Genomic DNA, 20999 nt, shown 5'->3' on the forward strand with positions numbered 1-20999 from the left:
ACCTACCCCCCAACGCCATGATGATTGAAGACGTTGAATTACGAAATCTCTTTAAAACCTCCAGTGAAGAACATTTGCATAACCTCGAAAATGGGTTAATGCAGCTTGAAAAAAATTCCCAAGATCGAGCAATATTAGAAGAAGTTTTGCGCGAAGCACACACCCTCAAGGGTGATGCGCGAATGTTGGGCGTAGATGATATTGAAACTTTGATTCACCAAATCGAAGATATTTTCGTTGCTGTCAAAAAACAAGAGCAAGTTCTGACTCCAACATTATGCGAGTCCTTGTATCAAGGATTAGACGCGATGCGAAAAATAGTCGGCGAAGCAGTTACCGGAGTAGCTTCGGGGGTGAATGTCTTTTATGTCTTAGCTCAATTGATGGGAGCAAGTACCAATACTTGCTTAGAAGATGAGGACGCACTTTTTGCGCCAACCACTAGCGAAGTCGATTTATTTGCCAATACTCCCGAACAGCTAGAAGTCGATCTATTTCCCAATTTATCTGCTAGCGAACCATTGGCGCAAGATATTCCTAGTCAAGACATAGCTACAAGCGAAAATAACTATCAAATTGAGACAATCCGCGTCGAACCCCAAAAACTCGATACTTTGATAACTCAAGCTGGGGAACTAGCGGTTACTAAACAACGCATTGCTTACCATCTCACCGAAATCGAGGAAATAGCTACCCTATACGACGAATGGAGTCGCGAGGCTTTTGTACAGCGTTTGGCGCTAGATAACTTAGAGAAGATGGCACATAATTCTAGTGCTAACGAGCAGTTACCTTTTCATCATCAAGTAGAACAACATCTAGACCGTTTGGGAATTTTAATTAACCGATTGAAAAATCAAGCTTACGAAGATACCGCTAGACTCGAACTTGTCGCTAATGAATTAGAATCGGGCATTCGCACGTTACGACTATTGCCTTTGTCTACAGTATTTAATCTGTTTGGGCGCATGGTGCGGGATCTAGCAAGTCAACAATCAAAACAAATAAACCTAGTGATTGAAGGGGGAGACACTACCGCCGATAAGCGCATCTTGGAGGAAATCAAAGATCCCCTCCTGCACATGATTCGTAATTCCATCGATCACGGGATCGAAACACCCCAAGAGAGGGAAAAAGTAGGTAAGCCGCCAACAGCTACAATTCGCCTGCGAGGTTATCAATCAGCTAATAGTATCGGGATTGAAATAATTGACGATGGGCGCGGATTGGATACAGAAAGCATTAAACGTACTGCTTTGCGGCGGGGGGTTTGTTCTTCTGATGAACTTACAAAAATGTCTCCTCATCAAATTCAGTCGTTGATTTTTGCGCCCGGATTTTCGACGCGCACAGAAGTTACTGAGCTTTCGGGTAGAGGTATCGGCTTAGATGTGGTACGCGCCAAAGTCGAACAACTCAAAGGTGCGATCGCTGTTGAGTCAAATCAAGGGTTGGGATGTACCTTCAAATTACAGCTTAATACCACGCTCACGACCGCTCACGTCTTAATTGTGGAAGTTAATAACGTTTCCTATGCAATTCCTGTAGACTCGGTACAGACTACGCTACTTGTGGCTCGTCAGGAGATTTTTGCGACGGGTGGCTCTCAAACAATTATGTTAGATAGTCAACCTGTATCAGTGGTTTGGCTGACCGATTTGTTGCAATTACCCTTAAATATTCCTACTTCGCCTAAAGCGGTAGATTCCACCGCAACAATGCTCCCTTGTATCGTGTTGCAAGTCGGAACAGAGCGATTGGGACTATTGGTAGATGCTTTACTTGACCAACAAAATGTAGTTTTAAAGCCGCAAAGTAAGTTACTTCAGCGCGTTCGTAATGTTTCTGGCGCAACTATTTTAGGTACGGGGGAAGTGTGTATGATTCTTAATCCCCAAGATTTGCTTAAGTCCGTGCAAAAAAGTACAGGGGCAACGATTACTGTTTCACAGCCATTTCTCCAAGAAGTCAAGAAACCCGCAATCTTACTGGTAGAAGACTCTATTACAATTCGGACTCAAGTTAAACGCATTTTAGAAGGTGCAGGCTATGATGTAACCGCCGCCGTGGATGGATTAGATGGTTTTAATAAATTAAAGTCTAAAAATTTTGATGCGGTGGTTTCAGATATCCAAATGCCCAATGTTGACGGTTTAGCGCTGACGGCAAAAATTCGTCAACAAAAACAATATAGCGAACTGCCAATTATTTTAGTCACTACTCTAGCTGACGATGAAGATAAAAAAAGAGGCGCTGAGGCTGGCGCAAATGCTTACTTGACTAAAGGCAACTTTGAGCAACAATTACTCTTAGATACTTTAAAAAGATTAATCTAAATGCCAGAACCAATTTCTGTTTTATTAGTAGAAGATTCCCCGGTTGCTTTAGAGATTATCGATAGGTTGCTCACATCGTCGCCAGACATTAAAGTTGTAGGCAAAGCTCGTAATGGCAAGGAAGCACTAAATTTAATTGCCAAACTGCAACCCAAGGTAATTTGCACAGATTTACATATGAAAGAAATGGACGGTTTAGAACTTACTAAACAAGTAATGGAAAATTATCCCCGTCCAATTTTAGTGATTAGTACTTCCGTCCAAAAAGAAGACACTAATACTATTTTTGAACTTTTGCAAGCTGGAGCGGTTGATGTTTTTCCGAAGCCAAATACAGGGTTAGCTTCCGATTACGAACAAGTGAAGCGAGACTTGATTAATAAAATTAAAATTCTCTCTGGGGTAACAGTTTTTACTAGGCGGCAAGCTCTCCCTCTAAGTAATTTTAATTCAACTAATAATTTTGCTTTTTCGGCGGATATTACTAGAGCAATTAAAGTAATTACTATTGGCACTTCCACTGGTGGGCCGCAAGCTGTGCATAAAATTATTGCTCAATTACCAGCCAACTTACCTGTACCTGTAATTTGTACTCAACATATCAGCCAAGGATTTTTGCAGGGATTGGTAGATTGGTTAGATTCGGAGTGTAAAGTAAAAGTGAAAATTGCCCAAGTTGGCGAAATGCCTGTCCCTGGAACGGTATATTTTGCCCCAGACCAGAATCATTTAGAATTAGATACTCAAGGCAACTTTATTTACGGTTCATCAATACCCGTAGATGGTCATTGTCCTTCAGTGACAGTTACCTTTAAGTCAGTTGCGAAGTTTTATGGTAAGGCAACTATGGGTATTTTGTTAACAGGAATGGGTAAAGATGGGGCGCTAGGAATGCAAGCTATTTCTACTGCTGGGGGAATTACCATTGCTCAAGATGAAAAAACTTGTGTAGTCTTTGGGATGCCCTCCGAAGCGATCGCTCTTGGAGTTGTACAACAGGTTTTGCCAATCCAAGATATCGCTCCTTTGTTATTGAAAAAGCTTGCTAGGTAGCACTTTCCCCACTTACTCCTTACTCCCATTCAATAGTTCCCGGTGGCTTGGAGGTAATATCGTAAACAACCCGATTTACCCCGGCAACTTCGTTGACAATCCGGTTAGATATTGCTTCTAATACATCGTAAGGAACTCGCGCCCAATCTGCGGTCATGCCATCTTCACTGGCTACTAAGCGTAAAACTATCGGGTAAGCGTAGGTACGTTGATCCCCCATTACTCCTACAGTCCGAACCGGCAACAGCACAGCAAAAGCTTGCCAAAAGTCGTGATAAATTCCCCGACGGTTGATTTCTTGACGGACAATTAGATCGGCTTCTCGCAAGATTTCTAAGCGCTCAGAAGTAATTTCTCCCAAAATCCGAATTGCTAAACCAGGGCCAGGAAACGGCTGTCGCAAAACAATTTCTTCGGGTAAACCAATCTGTCGCCCAACTTTGCGGACTTCATCTTTAAATAGCTTGCGCAGGGGTTCGACGAGCTTAAACCGTAAGTCTTTAGGTAAACCGCCAACATTGTGATGGCTTTTGATTTTCACCGCTACTCGTTCGCCCGTTTTGGGGTCAATATTGGTATCGGCTGATTCAATTACATCGGGGTAAAGCGTACCTTGAGCTAAGTAATCAAAGGGTCCGAGGTTTTTGGAGGCTTCTTCAAATACTTGGATAAATTCGTGGCCAATCCGGCGGCGTTTTTCTTCAGGATCGGTGACACCTGCTACTAAAGCCAAAAAGCGATCGCGCGCGTCTACATACTCCACAGGAATATGGAACTGCTCTTGAAATAGCTTCACTAACCGCTCTGGCTCTAATTTGCGCATAAAGCCTTGATCGATAAAGACGCAAGTTAAGCGACTTCCAATTGCCTGATGAAGTAAAAATGCTAACGTTGACGAATCTACACCCCCAGAAAGGGCAAGTAGCACCCGCTTTTCGCCTACTTGAGCGCGAATTTCTCTAATTGCTTCTTCCACAAAAGCGGCGGTTGTCCAAGTGGGTTCGCACTCGCAAATGTGGTAAACAAAGTTGCGAATTAAAGCAAGTCCGCCAACAGAATGCACTACTTCGGGGTGAAATTGTACGCCGTAGAGTTTTTGATCGTAATTGGCGATCGCCGCACAAGGTGTATTTTCGGTATGCGCCAGCACTTCAAAGCCTACAGGTAATTGAGCGCAAGAGTCGCCGTGACTCATCCACATAGTTGTCCCTTCTTCGACGTTTGTTAGTAAGTCGGTAGGGTCGTCAATTAATAAGGAGGCTTTGCCGTACTCTTTACGCTCGGCGGGTTGTACGTCTCCCCCTAGTTGCTTAACCATAAGTTGCATTCCGTAACATACCCCTAAAATTGGAATCCCTAAATGCCAGATTTGGGGATCGCACTCTGGAGCGTTAGGAGTATAGACAGAACTTGGCCCACCAGAGAGAATAATTCCTTTAGGATTTAGTTGGCGCAACTGTTCGGCGGTGGTGCGGTAGGAGAGAACTTCGGAATATACTTGAGTTTCCCTAATTCTCCTGGCGATTAGTTCTGAATACTGCGAACCGAAGTCTAAAATCGCAATCATTTGGCGATTTAGTTGGTTCAATTCTTCATTTTGCGGCAACGCTTCTGTCTGTACCACCTAATTTATTCCTATTAATTGCAAGTAGTGGAGGTTAGAAATAGATAAATTTTTGGGTAAAGGGAATAAACGATCGCTAACCCGTAGATAAAAACTTATTTGTTAGTATTTCAATTATTCTTATTAAATTAACACAACTGAGACAGCAACGTCTTAGCAGTTTGACTGGTAGCAACTATAGTGCGATCGCGGTCAAACAAGACTGAACCAACATCAACATGGCGACTTGTAAGCTTGAATATGTATTGCGTAGAGCGCAAGTCGATAGCAGCAGCAACCGAGTTATAAAGCTCTTGTACCCAGTTGCTCCCCGTTTGCTCGTCCAAGTCTCGGAGGTATTGCAAAGCCGATTCGGTAGTAGAACTGTTAAAAATATTTTGTAATCTGGAGGTTGATATACCTAATTGAGCAGCATGAGCCGTCAAAATTTCTAAGCGTCCATCGGCTAAATGGTGGTGAGTATGAAAAATTCCCCCAGCCAGTTTTACGAGTTTTCCATGATAACCAAACAATAAAATATCCTTAACTTCTTGACTAGCTGCTTCAACTAATAACGATCCTAACCAATTGGCAGTTTTAACTAATTGTTGAGGATTAATCCCCAAATTTTGCGCTAAATCCAACCCATTTTCGCCAATACAAAACACCAATAGCTTGTTAGATTTTGCTTTTAGGCGCACTTGTTCTAAACAAGCCTCCAATTGTCCGGGGGCGCTCAATGGTTGAGAAATCCCGGTTGTACCGAGTAAAGAAAGCCCTTCAACTACTCCAAAAGCTGCGTTAGAAGTCCGTTCAGCTAAGGCTCTACCTTCAGGGAGAATAATTGTGAGTTTAATATTTTCCTGGGGTTGTAAAAGCCGCAATAAATTAACTTGTAATAATTGCTGGGCGTAACTATAGACCGCCGGATCGCCGTTTAACTTGTGTCCCAGACCTTCACCACCAACAATTGTAATTTGCTGCGGTGATGATTCTAGCCATTCTACTAAAGCCCAAATGGGTGTATGGCGCGTTAGATCCAAGTTATCACCAGGATCGCTACGAGTGATTGCTAGAGCCATTTGGGGCGATATTCCGGCTACTTGTTCGATCGCAATTTCTACCGTTTGATCGGGGCAAATTAAATCCACAGCTACCGTTTGGCAACAAGTGCGATTTTGTAACCATTGCAAAGCAGCGATCGCACTGGCGCAAGCAAAAACAGGTAAAGTATAACCAGAACGCGGCAAACTTAAAGACACATTGCACCAGTAAGGAGTAGATCGATTTAGGGATTCTCTTTCTGCTGACTGTTGTTTAGGGCAGCATTTTTATCCTATCCTCCAGTAATTATATAAGCAAACCTGATTTGCCTAAAGATGGGTCAATAGAGACTCTCTATATTAAACACAACACTTATTGGATTAAGCTTTGGTGGAAACCATCACTCAACCAGTTTTAGAGCCACAAGAAAATGTGACCTCATCATCGGTGCTTTTACCCGATAGCCAAAACCAGATTTATAGCAAACAAGCAATTCGCACCACTCTTCAAGCTTCTACTATTGATGGTGTATTTGCGGCTATTTTTACAAGTATTACTGGCGGCGTATTACTGACCAATTTCTTGCTTCAAGTAGGCGCAAGCCCCATAGAGATTGGAATGCTGTCATCGATTCCTATGCTATTAAACTTATTACAGCCCTTGGGGGCTTATATAGGCGATCGCACAAATAGCCGTCACTACTATTGTTTGTGGATTTTTGGCATCGCTCGGTTATTGTGGTTGATTTTGGTGGTGGGGATTGGCTGGATTAGTTGGTCAGGAAGTAATCTGCATCAGCTAGTCAGTTGGACTCTAGGAATGGTTTTAGCTACCCACATATTAGAATCTTTGGGTGGCTCTGCTTGGCTCAGTTGGATGGCGGTACTCGTTCCCCATCGTTTGCGGGGGCGTTATTTTGGGTTTCGCAATAGTGCGGCTAGTTTGACTAATCTAGTAGGTGTACCGCTACTCGGATTTGCGGTATCGGCTTGGCCAACTGGCACAATTGATGGCTACGCATTAGTGTTATTTCTAGCCGTAGTTGCAGGCATAATTAGCCTGGGATGTCAGTTTTTTATGACTGATGTCAATCCCCAGCTAACAGCGAAACAGCCAGTCCAAAAACCAGAAAAATTTTCACTTTTAGGTAATTTTTCGCCTAACTTTTTGATATTTTTGTTTTACTTTGGTTTGTGGACGTTTGCCGTTAACCTTAGTTCGCCATTTTTTAATCTTTACTTGTTAGACAACTTGCATTTAGATTTGTATTGGGCAACGCTGTACGGCAGTTTGACGGCGGGGGCAAACTTAGTAATGCTAATTTTGTGGGGGAAAATCGCTGATAAAGTCGGCAATCGTCCGTTGTTATTATTGGTAGGAGTTTTAGCTGGGGTAACGCCGTTATTTTGGCTAATAGCTGGAACGAATAATATTTCCTTATGGGTATGGCTACCATTAATACATATATTTAGTGGTGGTACTTGGGCAGCAATTGAATTGTGTAGTAGTAATATCCAAATGGAAGTTGCACCCAGAGAGCATCCTTCTAGTTATTTCGCCGTAGCGGCGGCCGTAGCGGGGCTTTGCGGAGCTTTGGGAACGACCGTTGGCGGCTTTTTGAGTCAGATACCCTTTATTGGTGGTTTACCAGGCTTGTTCGCGCTTTCGGCGGGGGTACGATTGTTTGCTTTATTGCCCTTAGTATATGTCACAGAACCTCGCAGTGTGAGAGTTACGCACCTTGTGAGTAATTGGCTAAATTCAAAAAGGCGATCGCCCGCTCAAAACATAACTGTGACAAATACCCCAAAATAGAACATAGAGGACTTGCTCTAAAGTAAAAACCGCATGAATACTGTTGATTATCTCCGCATTAGTTTAATTGACCGTTGTAATTTTCGCTGTCAATACTGTATGCCGGAAGAAGCCGAGCTAAACTATATTCTGCAACAAGAGAGATTGACGGATGAGGAGTTAGTAATTCTCATCAAAGAAGTTTTTATTCCTGTAGGTTTTACTCGTTTTCGTTTAACCGGGGGCGAACCTTTATTGCGTCCTGGGGTAGTAGATTTAGTAAGCAAAATTGCCGCACTTCCCCAAACTCAAGACCTTTCTATGACTACTAACGGTTTTCTTTTAGCTGGAATGGCGCAGCAATTGCACGATGCGGGGTTGCGCCGGGTAAATATTAGTTTAGACTCGTTAAACGCTGAAACCTTTGATGCAATTATTGGCAATCGCGGGCGATCGCAATGGGGGAAAGTATGGGATGGAATACAAGTAGCTTACAAAGTAGGTTTTGACCCTTTAAAACTAAATGTAGTTGTAATTCCCGGTGTAAATGACAGCGAAGTATTAGAATTGGCTGCTTTAACTATTGACAAACAATGGCACGTCCGGTTTATTGAATTTATGCCCATTGGTAATGATCGCCTATTTAACGAGCAAGGCTGGATATCTTCAGAGCAATTACGCACCCAGATTAGCAATAAGTACGGTTTAACCACAGCGTTTGTAAGCGGTAATGGGCCCGCCGATGTATTTAAAATTCCTGATGCTCAGGGAACTTTAGGCTTTATTAGTCAGATGTCAGAGTGTTTTTGCGATCGCTGTAACCGGATGCGCTTATCGGCGGATGGTTGGCTGCGTCCGTGTCTGTTGAATGAAAGTAACCAAATAGACTTAAAAACAGCTTTGAGGAGTGGCGTAGAGTTAGATAAATTGCGAAGTCTTGTCAGCGACTTATTGGCGCTTAAACCCGAAATTAACTACAAAGCCAGAGTTTCGGGGACTACAGGCGCTTACAACCGTACCATGTCGCAAATTGGCGGCTAGTTAGCAGCAACTTTTTAGCTGCGGAGGTCTTTTACAGTATGGTTATAATCGCTATCATAAAAACAATAGTGTATGCCTACTAACGACCAGGCTATTGCTTGTGTCAGAGTGTGTCAAATGCTCTCAAATGGTTATCAGCCTATTCATGTGTTCAGGTACAACCAGAAAACCAAAACAGTATTTATTCTTGCTGGGATAACTGAAAGCTTAGAAGTTTTGATTTTTCCTGATGGTCAATGGAGATTTAATGATGATGAAGCCTGATTTTAGCAAAATGACTCGTCAAGAATTGAGAAATTATGTATTAGCGCACCGAGAAGATGATGATGCAATCGAGGCTTTAATCAATAAAGGAAATTCTCACAGCCTTAAATATCCTTTTCCCAAGACGGAAGACGATTTTAGAGAAATGGCAGAGATACTCAAGCAAAAATTGGGGAGTAAAGGAGAGATATCCTAGAAAAGATACTATTTTGAGCGATCGCGCAATTCCACAATATTTTTAGCATTCTCCTTACCTATTTCCCCTATTCTCCACATTCTCTACATTCTCCCCCCTTATCAAGGGGGGCTGGGGGGGATCAACCGTTGAATCTCACCACAAACCCGCTCAAAATCACCTAAAATTTGCTGATTTGTAAATCGGATTACCTCGATCCCGTAACCTTCTAACCTTTGAGTTCTTTCGCAATCATAATCTTTGCCATCATTGGTACAGTGGCTTTCTCCATCGACTTCAATTACTAGCTTGAGAGTAGGACAGTAGAAGTCAACAATAAAATAATCAATTGGTCTTTGTCGTAAAACTGTAAACTTGAAAGTTCTTAAATATCCGTACCAAAGCCTTTTTTCTGCGCTTGTCATGTTTTTTCGCAGTTCTTTCGCTTGAGGAATTAAAGCGGGATTGTAGGGAAGATAAAACTCGCTATCTTTGACGTTTAACAGTTGATCCCCCCCAACCCCCCTTGATAAGGGGGGAGAATAAATAATTAGGAATGGTTGTGGTTGTTTGTTTGTTCAATTTATCCTCTTTTGTGCGATCGCCTGAGTTTTTTTAGCACGATTATCTCTAATGTAGGGAGCGATCGCGCAATTCCACAATATTTTTAGCATTCTCCCTACCTATTTCCCCTATTCTCCACATTCTCCACATTCTCTACATTCTCCCCCCTTATTAAGGGGGGTTGGGGGGGATCAACCGTTGAATCTCACCACAAACTCTCTCAAAATCACTCTTAATTTATCTCTCCTTCCACAATCTTAATTTCTGCTTCTGTCAATTCGTAAAGTTGATAAACCAGTCGATCTATTTCGGTTTCAATGTCCTTAATGTCTTTCCCTTTAGCGTCAAGACATTTTTTTACAAGAGTCTCTATCTTTTTTTGCTCTGTTTTGGTAGCAATAAAGATAGGAATTTGTTTCATATAGTCGCTAAATGATCTCAGATAACCACCTCGAATAGAGTTAGAAATCATCGAATAGAACCATTCAACTAATTGAGAGTTTAAAAGCCCACAAAGCCACACTTCATTAGTTGGAATAAAGTAGCAAGTATTACCTGCATAAAAACCTAATCGATCAATTGAAAAACTTTGATGCTCATAAATATCAGGATAGATAATTTTAGGTTGCTCAAATTCTTGCCAGTAAATACAAGAGCGTAATTCCCAAAAATATTTACCTTGGTCGCAGCGCTTGATTAATGATTCTTTAAATTGAAAAAAATATTGATAAATTGCCGGATAAGTTTCTGAAAAAATTTCCTCTGCCTCTTTTTCTGGTCGATCAGACCAGGGATGTTTTTTATTTTCAGAAGATTCAATTTTGATGATATATTGATCAGTAAAATCAATATGCCATCGCTTAATATCTCGACCACGCAAAAAAGGCTTTAACACTTCAGCAGAAGAAGTGTCTTCAGTAATCAATCTGTCGCGTGTAGCTTTATTTACAACGAATGCCTCATTAAAACCTGTCTTAATTCCGTAATAAAATCTGCCGTTTATATACTCCCCTAACGGCGTACCAGAAGTTTGCAGTTTTGCTAATAAGTTTAAGGTTTGAAAAGACTCTAGCCGCCAACCGTCAGATTTCAAGTTTCCCTGCGAAATTGTTAAACTATCTTGCTCTAATTCCGTCGCAAAATGTGCAATATTTTGTTTTTTCGCTTCATCCCATGACAAAGTTTGTACTTGATTTGCATTAGATTGAATTTTACTTAAAATGATAATGCTAGGATAGGCGATCGCTTCTTCAAAAACTGGAAAATCACCGAAATCGATTAAATAGTGAATCGTTGTTGAATCTGTTAAAAGTTGGCGTAATTTCTTACCATAACCCGCTCTAAAATATTTGTTAGAAGATATATAAGTTAAATGACCGCTTGCTTTTAATAAATGCAAGCTTAATTCATAAAAATATACAAACAAATCAGCAACACCTGTATAGCATTGATAATTTTGCAGCAAAATTGGCTTTAATTCCTTGATATCTTCCTGTCTGATATAAGGTGGATTCCCAACTACTACATCAAAGCCAATAAAATCACCTTCATTATTCAAAACTTCAGGAAATTCAAACCGCCACTCTAGCGCATTTTCATAAAGCCTACCGCTTTCTATATCCTCAATCTCAACCCTTAATTTATCAATTTCATTATTTAACTTAGCGATCTTTTGATCTCGTGCTTTTTTAGCTGCTTTTGTCTCCTCAAATAACAAAGGTTGTTCTAAACCATAAACCTCACCCTCTAAATTTCTCAACTTAGTTTTATTTGGATCAATTCCTTGCAACGTCGTCTTAAAACTGCCTTTGATATCTTTAATTAATCTTTCCATTTCTCGCTTTTGCTCTTTACTTTCAGCATTGCGATAAGTTTGCACAGCATTTTTATAAGTATCTATACTGTGTTTATTTTTATTTAAAGCTTGTTTCAAATCAGCATCCAACGCAAACCGACTAATTAAAGAATTACCGCACTTGATATTAATATCAATGTTTGGTAGAGTCTCTAATTCTGTCCCATTACTTTCTACCCGATAATAAGCATTTTTTAAAAGCTCAATCCATAGCCGCAAACGACAAATTTTTACTGAGTTTGGATTAATGTCGACACCAAATAGACAGTTTTCAATAATTGTCTGCTTCTCGTGAAAAAGCGTTTCTTGTATGCGCTGACTTTCTTTGCTTTTTGGATTGTACTCAAATAACTTTCCATCATCATCAATGACAATCAGTTCATCATTTACAACTTCAACCTGATAATCTCTTAAGGTTTTCCCACTTCTATCAAGGAGAATTTTTAATTCACTTTTGATTGCAATTATTTCATTAAGAGCCGAAACTAAAAAATGTCCCGAACCTACCGCCGGATCGCAAATCTTTAAACTATTAATAATGTTGTTAGCGGCTTTTTTGTCTGTAATTTTTTCATTCAAATCATCAATATTTTGGTGATGCATCAAATTAATGTGGGATAGGTAGCAATATCATGCCAACTCCACGCTCTCGTTGCTAATCCGGCTCGTTGTGCAGCAGTTGTTTTGAATCGGCTATGCTGCCAAATCCAGTTGAAGTAACTCACCACTAATCGAGTTGTCACTTTTGTCTGTTCCCACACCTTACCAAACTTGTTCTGTCGTCGATGCCATCTTCCGGTTTGTTGTCGCACAGTACCATTAGTACGTTCTAATCGCTGCGTTTTGTCTTTGCCAATGTAGTGGTGAATTTCAGGAGGTAGAACTCGCTCATACCCGCCCCAAGCATCACTGTTAAATTGCTTGCAATTTGTTTTTCCCTCGGTGTTGAGGACTAACTGACCAATCAGTTCATCAGTGTGTTTGCCAACTCGCGCCGCCAGAATTAAGCCACTTGAATCGGCAAGACTCAGACCGATCCAACAATCCCCGACTTCTAGTTCTTGAGCGCAACACTGTTTCTGTTTTTTGAGACAAATGACCACATCTCATCGGCACTTACCTCCTCTGTTTGTACAGCTTGGACTTCGGCATTGTGAACCAATTGGGCTTTTTGACTGGCAGCGCGAACAATACTCACAACTGTGTTGTAGGCAAGCCCAGTTGTTCTACTAATCCCTCGTAAACTACTGCCCTCACTATGTGCTTGCAACACTTGGCGAATTTGTTCAGGACTAATATGTCGACGATAGTACAAACTGTCGAAGGATTCCGAGAACGTTTGATGGCAAGCGGGACACAGGTAACGTTGATGTCCGTTCGGCATCTTGCCATGTTTATGGGCTTTAATGTGACCACACAGAGGACAATCCATAGAGATGCTTCGAGTTTAAAACCACCCTGTCACTATATCATCCCACATTGAATTGACGCACTACCAATATTTTGACAATTTAAACCATTAAATTCATTAAATTTCTGTACCACCGCTCTACGAATTGTTTCACGACACATATACATCGTAATAAAGCCTGGTGTAAAGAAAGAACCATCTTTATAGCCGTTAATTTTCTCAAAAATTAGACCAAGCACCGAAGCATTAATTAGTGTTTTATTTTCTTCTTGAATCTCCTCCGAACCTTCACTACTAAAATCATAAGCATTGAGAAATTCAAATAAATATTCCAAAGCATTGAGATTACCCAATCGCCTTTTACCATTACTATTTTTTAAAACACTAGATGAAAAAATAGGCAGCTTTTCATCTCTGAGATTGCTAATAAAAATGGTTAACTGCTCGATATCCGTTGGCTCAAACAACGAACTGTTAAGATAAGGAATATTAGCAAAAATGGCTTTTATACTTGCATTGCGATCGCATTGCTTACGAGCTAGTACGTCAAAGAAAAGTCTATTAACATCACCATAACTTTGTACTTTTGTCAAGCTCAAAAAAGCAAAAGATTGATCGCCTTTATGATATTTGATTAATTGAGCTTCTAGTAACTTAAGGAAAAGAACACGATTTATCCAAGTGATTACTAACTCTAAACCAACATTAAAAAGTCTTTCTCCTTCAGAATCTCCAAACTGTTCCGGCTTTTCTATTCGAGAGATTTTGTCTAAACTATCAAGCTGATTGATGGCATTTTCAAGCAAAGAACCTGCAACGCGATCGCCTTCTTTTTTGCGTCCGATTAGCTTTTTGCTACCTTCCTTTGTTTCCGTCAAGCCGATAATATACAACAACTCGTTATAAAAAGCCTTATCTAGTCTGTTGCTATCGTTAGCAAAGGGCAATTTTAATAAATGTTCTGGGGAAAACAGCTTAAATAATGCAATCAGTTCGTGATCGCCTTCTTCGTTACTATTCCTCAAAAACCCGTCATAGTCGCGGATATCAAAATGGGTAAACTCAATTTCATTTTCAACGAGTGCGAGTGCGATCGCTTTTTTAGCAATTTGTGTATAGAAAAATTCAGTTTTTGTACTACTTAGTCTCCCGGCTTCAAAATCAGTAAATTGCTTTACCAGTGCTTTGTTTTGGACAAATAGCTGTTCAAAAGTCGTTGCATCAAAAATAAACCACTCGTAAATATTAGTTGCAACTAAGTATCTAATTTCAAGATTATTGCCTTTTATTCTTTCTCGCAAAAAGTATAAAACTAATTCCTGAAAAGCCTTAGTATTTAGATTGTCAACCGCCAGCATCTCGCCTTTATTGGTTGGCTTCTTAGCTTCCACAATTACACCAACATTGCTTTTAGCATCTTTGCCATTATGAATAACAAGATCGTTGCGACCTTTGGTATTGATAAAATGACTTGGACTATAATAGGTGTGCTTTAAAAAATCAGCAACAAGATTTTTATGAAATTCCTCAGATTCAGTCTCATTGATTTGGTCGATTAGTTTAATTAGATTAGTTTTGAAAGTTTCAATATTCTCCCTGATTGGCTTAACTTTAAGGAATGCTTTATTTAATGCTTGTCTTGGCGATAATTTTTTGGGTGTCATGAAAAAAACTAAGAGTAATAAATATATTTACTCCAGTATGCCCAATTACTACTAAATTGGTTGTATTTTCTCCGGCGTTGGATGAATTACTTACAACCTATCTATTTAATAAAACTTAATGCCAAGTTGTAGCTCTAATGCGTACAGATTGGTGGTTAGTTAGAAGCAACAATTTATAGTGAAAAAATGAAACAAGAGCGATCGCGCGATTCTTTAATTACGATTCTGCTGCCAATATCATTAATTTTTGGTTTAGTTTTACTTTTGAGTCTAAATACCGGAGAGTCGAGTATCCCCGAAGAAAGCAGCCCTTTAGAGTCTGGGCTTAAAGTCATAGTTGATTATTTAGCAGTAGGGGCAGAAATTGCCGCCGCTTTAGTTATTGGTAGCGCGGTTGTACGGGCGATCGCTACCTATTTGCGCCAGTTATTTTCTCGTTCTAGGCAACATCAAGATGCTACCGAATCTATCCGCCTAAAATTAGGACGATTGTTGACTTTGGGATTGGAATTTACTGTTGCTAGTGACATTCTCCGCACTGCTGTCGCACCCACGCGCCAAGATATTTTAAACTTGGGGGCGATCGTACTGTTAAGAACTTTACTTAATTACTTTTTAGAACAGGAAATTAGACAAGGAGAAGAAAGCCATCCTAGTGAACAAGAACGCAATTAAGTTAAAAAAAATAACAGACGCTAAATATAACGTCTGTAGCCTAGTAATTATCAGTTGTTTGCCCCTTCGTAAACCTCTCAGGACTAGATCGATCAACTCAAGCGGTCTCGCCCTAGTACGCCTTTTACACTTCATGGAAGTCCCACCGGGTAGGGCGTACTAGGGCGAATGACCGTACAGTCAAGATCGAGCTAGTGATGCGTGCTTGAACTAAACGCAAGGATGGCGATCCACCATCCGGATTGCAAGGCTGTTACCAACTAAAATTACTCAATTTAATATTGTCGGGCGTGTTGCATTCGCAACGCTAAAATGTGTTCGCAAGGGCCTTTATACAGCTTGTTTTGCTGATGCCAATTGCAAGTACATTCTGCGTTAATTATCCGCTCATCGGTGTCTACTGTCAAGGATGGGTGGTAGTTTTTCTCGCGTTCTGTAACATTTCCTTGTAAGGTGAATGAGCCTGTAGCACCGCCAGTAATATTTGTAACTTGAACGTTGTTATCAATTAAAAAACGGGTGGCTTTTTCTTCCCGATCATTGGCAAATCGCAGCCTTTCCATTGGTAAAGGTTCGCGGCTAAGTTCTCGGATACGGTAGACTTGCTTGTTTAAGTCGTAAATAGCCCGTCCTGCTTGGGTGTACGCGCCTAAAGCGCCGAGAATAACTACTCGATTGAGGTTTAATCGTTCGGCGAGACTATCGACGCTTTCTACCCAGTTTTTCTTAAGTTCGTTGTAAATATGTTGCTGCGTCCACTTGTCTATATCGGCACGAGGAGCCATAAGATCGAAGTTACCAGATTGCGCCCAATCGTTTGCTGTCCATCCTGATAAACCGAGGGTAAAAGACATATCGCCTAAGTCAGCGACGTAGAATGAAGGCATCCCCGTACCTAGTAAGTAAACCGAAAACTTTTTGGCAATGGGAATTAGGCGTTCTAAGATATTAAGGCGGCGACGACCCCAAATGCGGATTTCTTGCTCATGCAAGCCAGTGTAAGGCGATCGCGTACAAACTAATTCTATTCCCCAAGGTTCAAATTTTACCTTCACTGGTTGACCTGGTTTAAGAATATAGCGCATACTACGAGGGCCTTTTTTCTCTTTGTGGCGGCGGAGAATAAAGCAGATATTATAAATATCCATTGGGTGCAAATCAAAGTGAGTTGCGGGTAAAGACATCGCCGAACTAACTTGTAAAAAGCCTCTTACCCAACTATCAGGTAAATCAATTTTGACTTCTTTATAATCGGCTTCGTTGGTTGTTTTAACGTCAAAGCCGGAGGGGTCAATTTCAAAGCGAGTATTTTTATAACTGCGGATTTTTTGAAACTCATCGTACAAAGCGGCGGAGTAGTCAATATTTGTAGTTCCGCAAGCAAATTCGCTGATGTTTTTAAATATTTCGTAACTAGCACTAAGTCTCCCATAACTTGATTCATCTTGACTAAAACATTCAAAAAATACCTCGTCAGGATGAACGGTAATTACTGGATCTAAAACAAACCAAGCATCTCGATCTTTTTGATAAAGATATTCAAAGTAACGGCTTTGAGCGTTGTAAAAAGGGGCGCGTCGGTCGTAATTTCGGCGGTTTAATTCTTGAAATTCTTGCTGTAATTGATTGAGGCGGTTTTTTACTTCAGCGCTTTGGGCGGCAAGTAATTCTAAATCTAAGTTTTGCTGATTTGCTGCCCATTCTTTGTAAGCTGTTTTATCTTTTGGTTTGAAGCGCATATCGGAAACAACAACGTTATGTAAGGCGCTGATTGCTTCTCTAAATGCCACATTTTGCCGCAATTCTCCGACAAAATAAGTGGGCTGGCGCAAGGTGTCAGGAGAAAATGACATTTGAGTATTTGCGCTGTTTTCGTTTATTACGGTGCTGCCTTTGTAATTGTAGTTAAATTCCATAAGATTTATTTGTTCTGAACGGTTTTATCAGTCACCTATTACCTAACTTCTACAGTTGGTTTAATTGCTATTGGTAAAGGTATTTGCGGGTATTTTATATGAATTTTTAGCATTATTTGCAAGGCGGAGGCTTTATCGCCAATTGCGACTGTTGCAGATTGCTGGGTAAGAATTTCTGCAACTATTTGGGCTGCTACTTCGCTTTTTTGAGCTTCAGTTTCCAAAAAACTAAAAATTCTCTGTTTTGCTACTCTCCCGCGATTGACGCTGCATAAAATTCTCATGAAATACGGGGTTAATTCTTGCAAACGTTCGGGATTATTTGCGCCATAGTTTTCTAAATAATTAGTCACAAATAGCTGCATATCTGCGGAGGGATGTTCGCTAAGTTTTAATAGATATTCTTGTCCAAAACTTTCTTGAAAGTTGCGAGTTACTAAATCTCTCCCAAATTGACGCACATCTTCTCTCACGCTGTCACAAATACTTACCATTACTTCCGGTGTCCAATCTTTTTCAGTGGTAAAAATTGTGGTGGCAAACTCTCTAGAATCATTCCATTTTGATTCTAATAAACGTACAGCCGATCGCATTTGTTCCGAGTTATGGCGTATTTGCGGCAAAACAAGCTGAAACATTTGTCTAGCTGCTTCCCGAATTGCTAGTATTTCGTGACTTGCAAGTTTTACTATTTCGCTAATGGAAAATTCTGGTAAAAAGTTGCTGCTGTTGGCTTGCAATACAATTCCTCCCAATTCTTGCGCTAAAGCAGATTTATTCCGAATTAATAGCATAGTTGTATCTTTGCTAATGCTAGACATTCCACTTAACAAGTCTTCGCGCATTAACTGCACTAAATCTTTGTGAACTCCATCATGGTTTTCTGGGGTAAGGAGAAAAAGGATTAATTCAAGAGCGATCGCACTAGCAAATTCTGTATTATTATTGGCTAAACGTTTAATTACTGGGCGAATGGCGTGGCGAATCTCTGGTACGGCGTTGATTGCCATTGCCACAAGTAAAGTGCGATTATTTAAGAGTTTTTCATCGGGTAATTGTCCAAAAATCCTCACTCCTATACCCCTAACTGATGCGTGAGGGGAAGCTAAAAGAAACTCTATTAAGTCTGAGGGTAAATCTGCCGCTTTAGTGTCATGATTGAGCAAAATTCGCGCCCCCAACTCTTGAATTTCTGACATTGGGTGTTGTAATAAATCCAAAATGATCCCAAAACCTAGGCTGCGCAGTTGAGGAGTAAAGCTAAGTAGTAAGGTTTGGCTAATGTCATGCGCTATTTGAGTTTGAGTTGGTTGTAATGCTAGTAGCGCCGAGATTATTTGCCCGATTAGTAATTTAGCTGTAGCATCGTTTAAAATGGCTGAACTTAGCAACCTCCGGGCAAAGGCGCGAGTTTCGGATTGGTTGCTAATAACTAAACCTGCAATTAAGTTACTTACAGAAGTTAAAAAGTATTCTTTTTTCGCTTCAATCCAACTATAAGATTGGGTACGAGCATTTTGTAAGATGCAATTGGCAACCGCTAATACTAATTGTGAATTTGGTTGAGTAGGATTGTAATGAGTAAGGGCAAGTTCAAAACCCAATTCGGCGGTAACTTCGTAGGGTTTAGCGAGTAGTTTAATTGTGGTGTCAATGTTTAAATTATTGTAGTCTGGGCAGCTACGAAAAGCTTTTACAGCAAACTGGTGTACTGGGCGACATTCACTCCCTAGAATTAGCTGTAATAAAGCGGTAGGTTTTTGTTGCCATAATTGCGGAAACGCCTCCTCTCTAATCGTCGGTTCTTTGTCTCCTGGTTGGTAAGATGGGCTGCAACGCCAAGATTGGGAATGATGGATGTAGCGCTGACTGTGTTCGTAGAGAATATGGTTAAAAGTTGTGTAATTAGCGTAGGCATCCCAATTTATAGTAATGACTTCGCGTCTACGAGTTTGTTGATTCCACTTAAAATAGCTGATTTGACGCACTGGTGCAGCATCGGCATCAACGTATTGTAAAAGAATACCAACAGCTAAATTGACATAATTAGCATCGCCTTCTTCTCCCAACTGCTTGAGAGTACGCCATACCCGCCGCCGCAGATATTCACGAGTTTGTTTACTATAGGCTTTGGTTGACTTAGGACTTTTAAGTTCTGTAGCATGGATTCTAGGCTTGCTAACAAGAATGGATCTTTGATTAACTGCATCCCAGCGCCAATTATTTGTACGCTTATTGTCAAAGGTACTGGGTTCTTTTTCAAAAGCATAAGCAAGAATACCAAAAACTTCTGCGTCGTGGCGATACTCGGCAATTTTAAAGATATGGCGCAGACGTTGGAAATAGTTGGGTTTTAAAGGTGCTTCGCAAATAGCATCTAGCAATGCAGGGCGCACAAATTCGTTATCTATTTGATAAATTGTGTCTAAAACGGCAAAACGTTGATATTCGTTTGTTGTTAAATAATCTTTGAGTGCGATCGCAAATCCTGTACTATTTAGCGCTAAATCCCTTAACTGCGGGGGTAATTGAGCAATTTTTTGGGCTTTCATTTCCTCCCGCGCTGCGGTATCTGATAGCTTATACAAGGCTTCCCAGGCAATGCGGCGGACAAATTCAAATTCGGCGGAATTTTGAGTAAGCTGTTGTAAAGGTGCGATCGCACTATTATCGCCACACCATCCCAAAGCCCAAGCTATACAGTAATCTCGCAATAGTTCGCCCGTGCCAATTAGTTGAATTAGAAGCGGTGTAGCTTCTCTAATTTTTAGTTCTCCAGCCCGCCAAATTGCCCGATCTAAATTCCATTTACTGCGGTTTCTACCTGCTAAACAATTAAGAATTTGGGCGTGTCGAGGGTTGTTATCAATCGTTGTTAGCGGTGAGATTATTACCGGAATTACAGTTTGTTTTGCAGGTAAATTATTTGGTTCGCAATAGCCTTTTTGAATTTGCGTTTCAACTAATTTGTCAAATACTTTCTGCGCCTCGGTTTGGGCTATGGGCTGAACGGTTTTTATACCTTCTTTTAAACTAGCGCCGCGCTTGCCGTAGCGGAAGTTAACTGTATATAAGTTGCCTATTTGACATAGATCGATTTCATAGATTTTATCGGAACTACCTTGTTGATAAATTAAGGTTGTTCTTTTAATTAATTGCATAGGAATATATATAAAAGCTTATTACTAATTATATTCCTAGTTAATAAGATATCCTGAACTTATTGCAGTTAGTTTTTGTTAAATCTTTATAAGCTTAACTTTATAATTAAAAATTGATTTTTTAGTTAAATAACTATGTGTGAACCTACTATCTTTGCAACCCAAACAATCTGATACTTTTAGATGTCTTACCAGCTAGAGGAATTTCGGCAAAGTTTGGTTATACGCTTCACCCTAAAACTAAATTTTTGCTTACCAACTTCTAGGTAAGGTGAAAACTCCACAGTGCCAACTTTACGGGGGACTTACATTATTAAAAAAAGACCAGCCTACCACAGCTAGTCTATAAATTTTTTCTTAGATTGTCGTTTGATTCCAGGAAACCCAACTGTGCTATCCCAAAGCTTCAGCTAGTAGAAATCTGTGCTTTTATTGTAACAGGA

15 protein-coding genes are annotated in these 20999 nt (G+C 40.4%); 7 read left to right on the forward strand and 8 right to left on the reverse strand.

Annotated elements, in window-relative coordinates; genetic code table 11:
- Nucleotides 1-17: 17 nt before the first annotated feature.
- Together SYN7509_RS0205585 and cheB are read left to right on the forward strand one after the other, a co-directional pair.
- Nucleotides 18-2336, forward strand: a complete 2319-nt coding sequence (locus SYN7509_RS0205585; protein WP_009632241.1) for a hybrid sensor histidine kinase/response regulator — start codon at nucleotides 18-20, stop codon at nucleotides 2334-2336.
- Nucleotides 2337-3389, forward strand: coding sequence for a chemotaxis-specific protein-glutamate methyltransferase CheB (gene cheB, locus SYN7509_RS0205590; RefSeq protein ID WP_009632242.1), 1053 nt, complete (start codon nucleotides 2337-2339; stop codon nucleotides 3387-3389).
- Between the two features lie 19 nt (nucleotides 3390-3408).
- Here cheB and guaA read toward each other — a convergent pair whose 3' ends face one another.
- The gene (gene guaA, locus SYN7509_RS0205595) at nucleotides 3409-4956 is read right to left on the reverse strand and encodes a glutamine-hydrolyzing GMP synthase (RefSeq protein WP_084610718.1); all 1548 of its coding nucleotides are present in this window, start codon (nucleotides 4954-4956) and stop codon (nucleotides 3409-3411) included.
- Between the two features lie 185 nt (nucleotides 4957-5141).
- Entirely contained in the window at nucleotides 5142-6242 is a 1101-nt protein-coding gene (gene cbiD / locus SYN7509_RS0205600; protein WP_038021282.1) for a cobalt-precorrin-5B (C(1))-methyltransferase CbiD, read from the reverse strand.
- A gap of 184 nt (nucleotides 6243-6426) precedes the next feature.
- Between cbiD and SYN7509_RS0205605 the strand changes: the two genes are divergently transcribed.
- The 4 genes from SYN7509_RS0205605 to SYN7509_RS0205620 all read left to right on the forward strand — a co-directional run bounded on the left by SYN7509_RS0205605 (nucleotide 6427) and on the right by SYN7509_RS0205620 (nucleotide 9331).
- Nucleotides 6427-7851: an MFS transporter gene (locus SYN7509_RS0205605; RefSeq protein WP_009632245.1), complete on the forward strand. Its 1425-nt coding sequence runs from the start codon at nucleotides 6427-6429 to the stop codon at nucleotides 7849-7851.
- Between the two features lie 33 nt (nucleotides 7852-7884).
- Nucleotides 7885-8871, forward strand: a complete 987-nt coding sequence (moaA, locus tag SYN7509_RS0205610) for a GTP 3',8-cyclase MoaA (protein ID WP_009632246.1) — start codon at nucleotides 7885-7887, stop codon at nucleotides 8869-8871.
- Between the two features lie 72 nt (nucleotides 8872-8943).
- Entirely contained in the window at nucleotides 8944-9135 is a 192-nt protein-coding gene (locus SYN7509_RS0205615) for a DUF6888 family protein (RefSeq protein WP_009632247.1), read from the forward strand.
- The gene (locus SYN7509_RS0205620; RefSeq protein ID WP_148297931.1) at nucleotides 9101-9331 is read left to right on the forward strand and encodes a DUF6887 family protein; all 231 of its coding nucleotides are present in this window, start codon (nucleotides 9101-9103) and stop codon (nucleotides 9329-9331) included. The genes SYN7509_RS0205615 and SYN7509_RS0205620 overlap by 35 nt, the downstream gene beginning before the upstream one ends.
- 101 nt (nucleotides 9332-9432) lie before the next feature.
- On the opposite strand, the gene SYN7509_RS0205625 is transcribed toward SYN7509_RS0205620, so the two are convergent.
- From SYN7509_RS0205625 to SYN7509_RS25200, 4 genes are all read right to left on the reverse strand, one after another.
- Nucleotides 9433-9861, reverse strand: coding sequence for an endonuclease domain-containing protein (locus SYN7509_RS0205625; RefSeq protein WP_084610637.1), 429 nt, complete (start codon nucleotides 9859-9861; stop codon nucleotides 9433-9435).
- Between the two features lie 245 nt (nucleotides 9862-10106).
- Nucleotides 10107-12332, reverse strand: coding sequence for an Eco57I restriction-modification methylase domain-containing protein (locus tag SYN7509_RS25190; RefSeq protein ID WP_009632250.1), 2226 nt, complete (start codon nucleotides 12330-12332; stop codon nucleotides 10107-10109).
- Nucleotides 12332-13161, reverse strand: a protein-coding gene (locus SYN7509_RS29080; RefSeq protein ID WP_148297933.1) for an IS1 family transposase whose coding sequence is annotated in 2 segments (ribosomal slippage) — nucleotides 12332-12817 and nucleotides 12820-13161 — 828 coding nt in all. Because the reading frame shifts where the segments join, the coding sequence is not laid out codon by codon here. Before SYN7509_RS29080 ends, SYN7509_RS25190 begins: the two co-directional genes overlap by 1 nt.
- A 32-nt stretch (nucleotides 13162-13193) precedes the next feature.
- Nucleotides 13194-14804, reverse strand: a complete 1611-nt coding sequence (locus SYN7509_RS25200; protein WP_009631129.1) for a DUF7149 domain-containing protein — start codon at nucleotides 14802-14804, stop codon at nucleotides 13194-13196.
- Between the two features lie 186 nt (nucleotides 14805-14990).
- Here SYN7509_RS25200 and SYN7509_RS0205635 point away from each other — a divergent pair, with 186 nt between their 5' ends.
- Complete coding sequence (locus SYN7509_RS0205635; protein ID WP_009631130.1) at nucleotides 14991-15479, forward strand: DUF1622 domain-containing protein; 489 nt, start codon at nucleotides 14991-14993, stop codon at nucleotides 15477-15479.
- Between the two features lie 275 nt (nucleotides 15480-15754).
- On the opposite strand, the gene SYN7509_RS0205640 is transcribed toward SYN7509_RS0205635, so the two are convergent.
- Together SYN7509_RS0205640 and SYN7509_RS0205645 are read right to left on the reverse strand one after the other, a co-directional pair.
- Nucleotides 15755-17395: a hypothetical protein gene (locus tag SYN7509_RS0205640; protein ID WP_009631131.1), complete on the reverse strand. Its 1641-nt coding sequence runs from the start codon at nucleotides 17393-17395 to the stop codon at nucleotides 15755-15757.
- A 38-nt stretch (nucleotides 17396-17433) separates the two neighbouring features.
- Entirely contained in the window at nucleotides 17434-20556 is a 3123-nt protein-coding gene (locus tag SYN7509_RS0205645) for a hypothetical protein (protein ID WP_009631132.1), read from the reverse strand.
- Nucleotides 20557-20999 lie beyond the last annotated feature (443 nt).

It is taken from the genome of Synechocystis sp. PCC 7509 (assembly GCF_000332075.2).
Taxonomy (GTDB): domain Bacteria; phylum Cyanobacteriota; class Cyanobacteriia; order Cyanobacteriales; family Chroococcidiopsidaceae; genus Aliterella.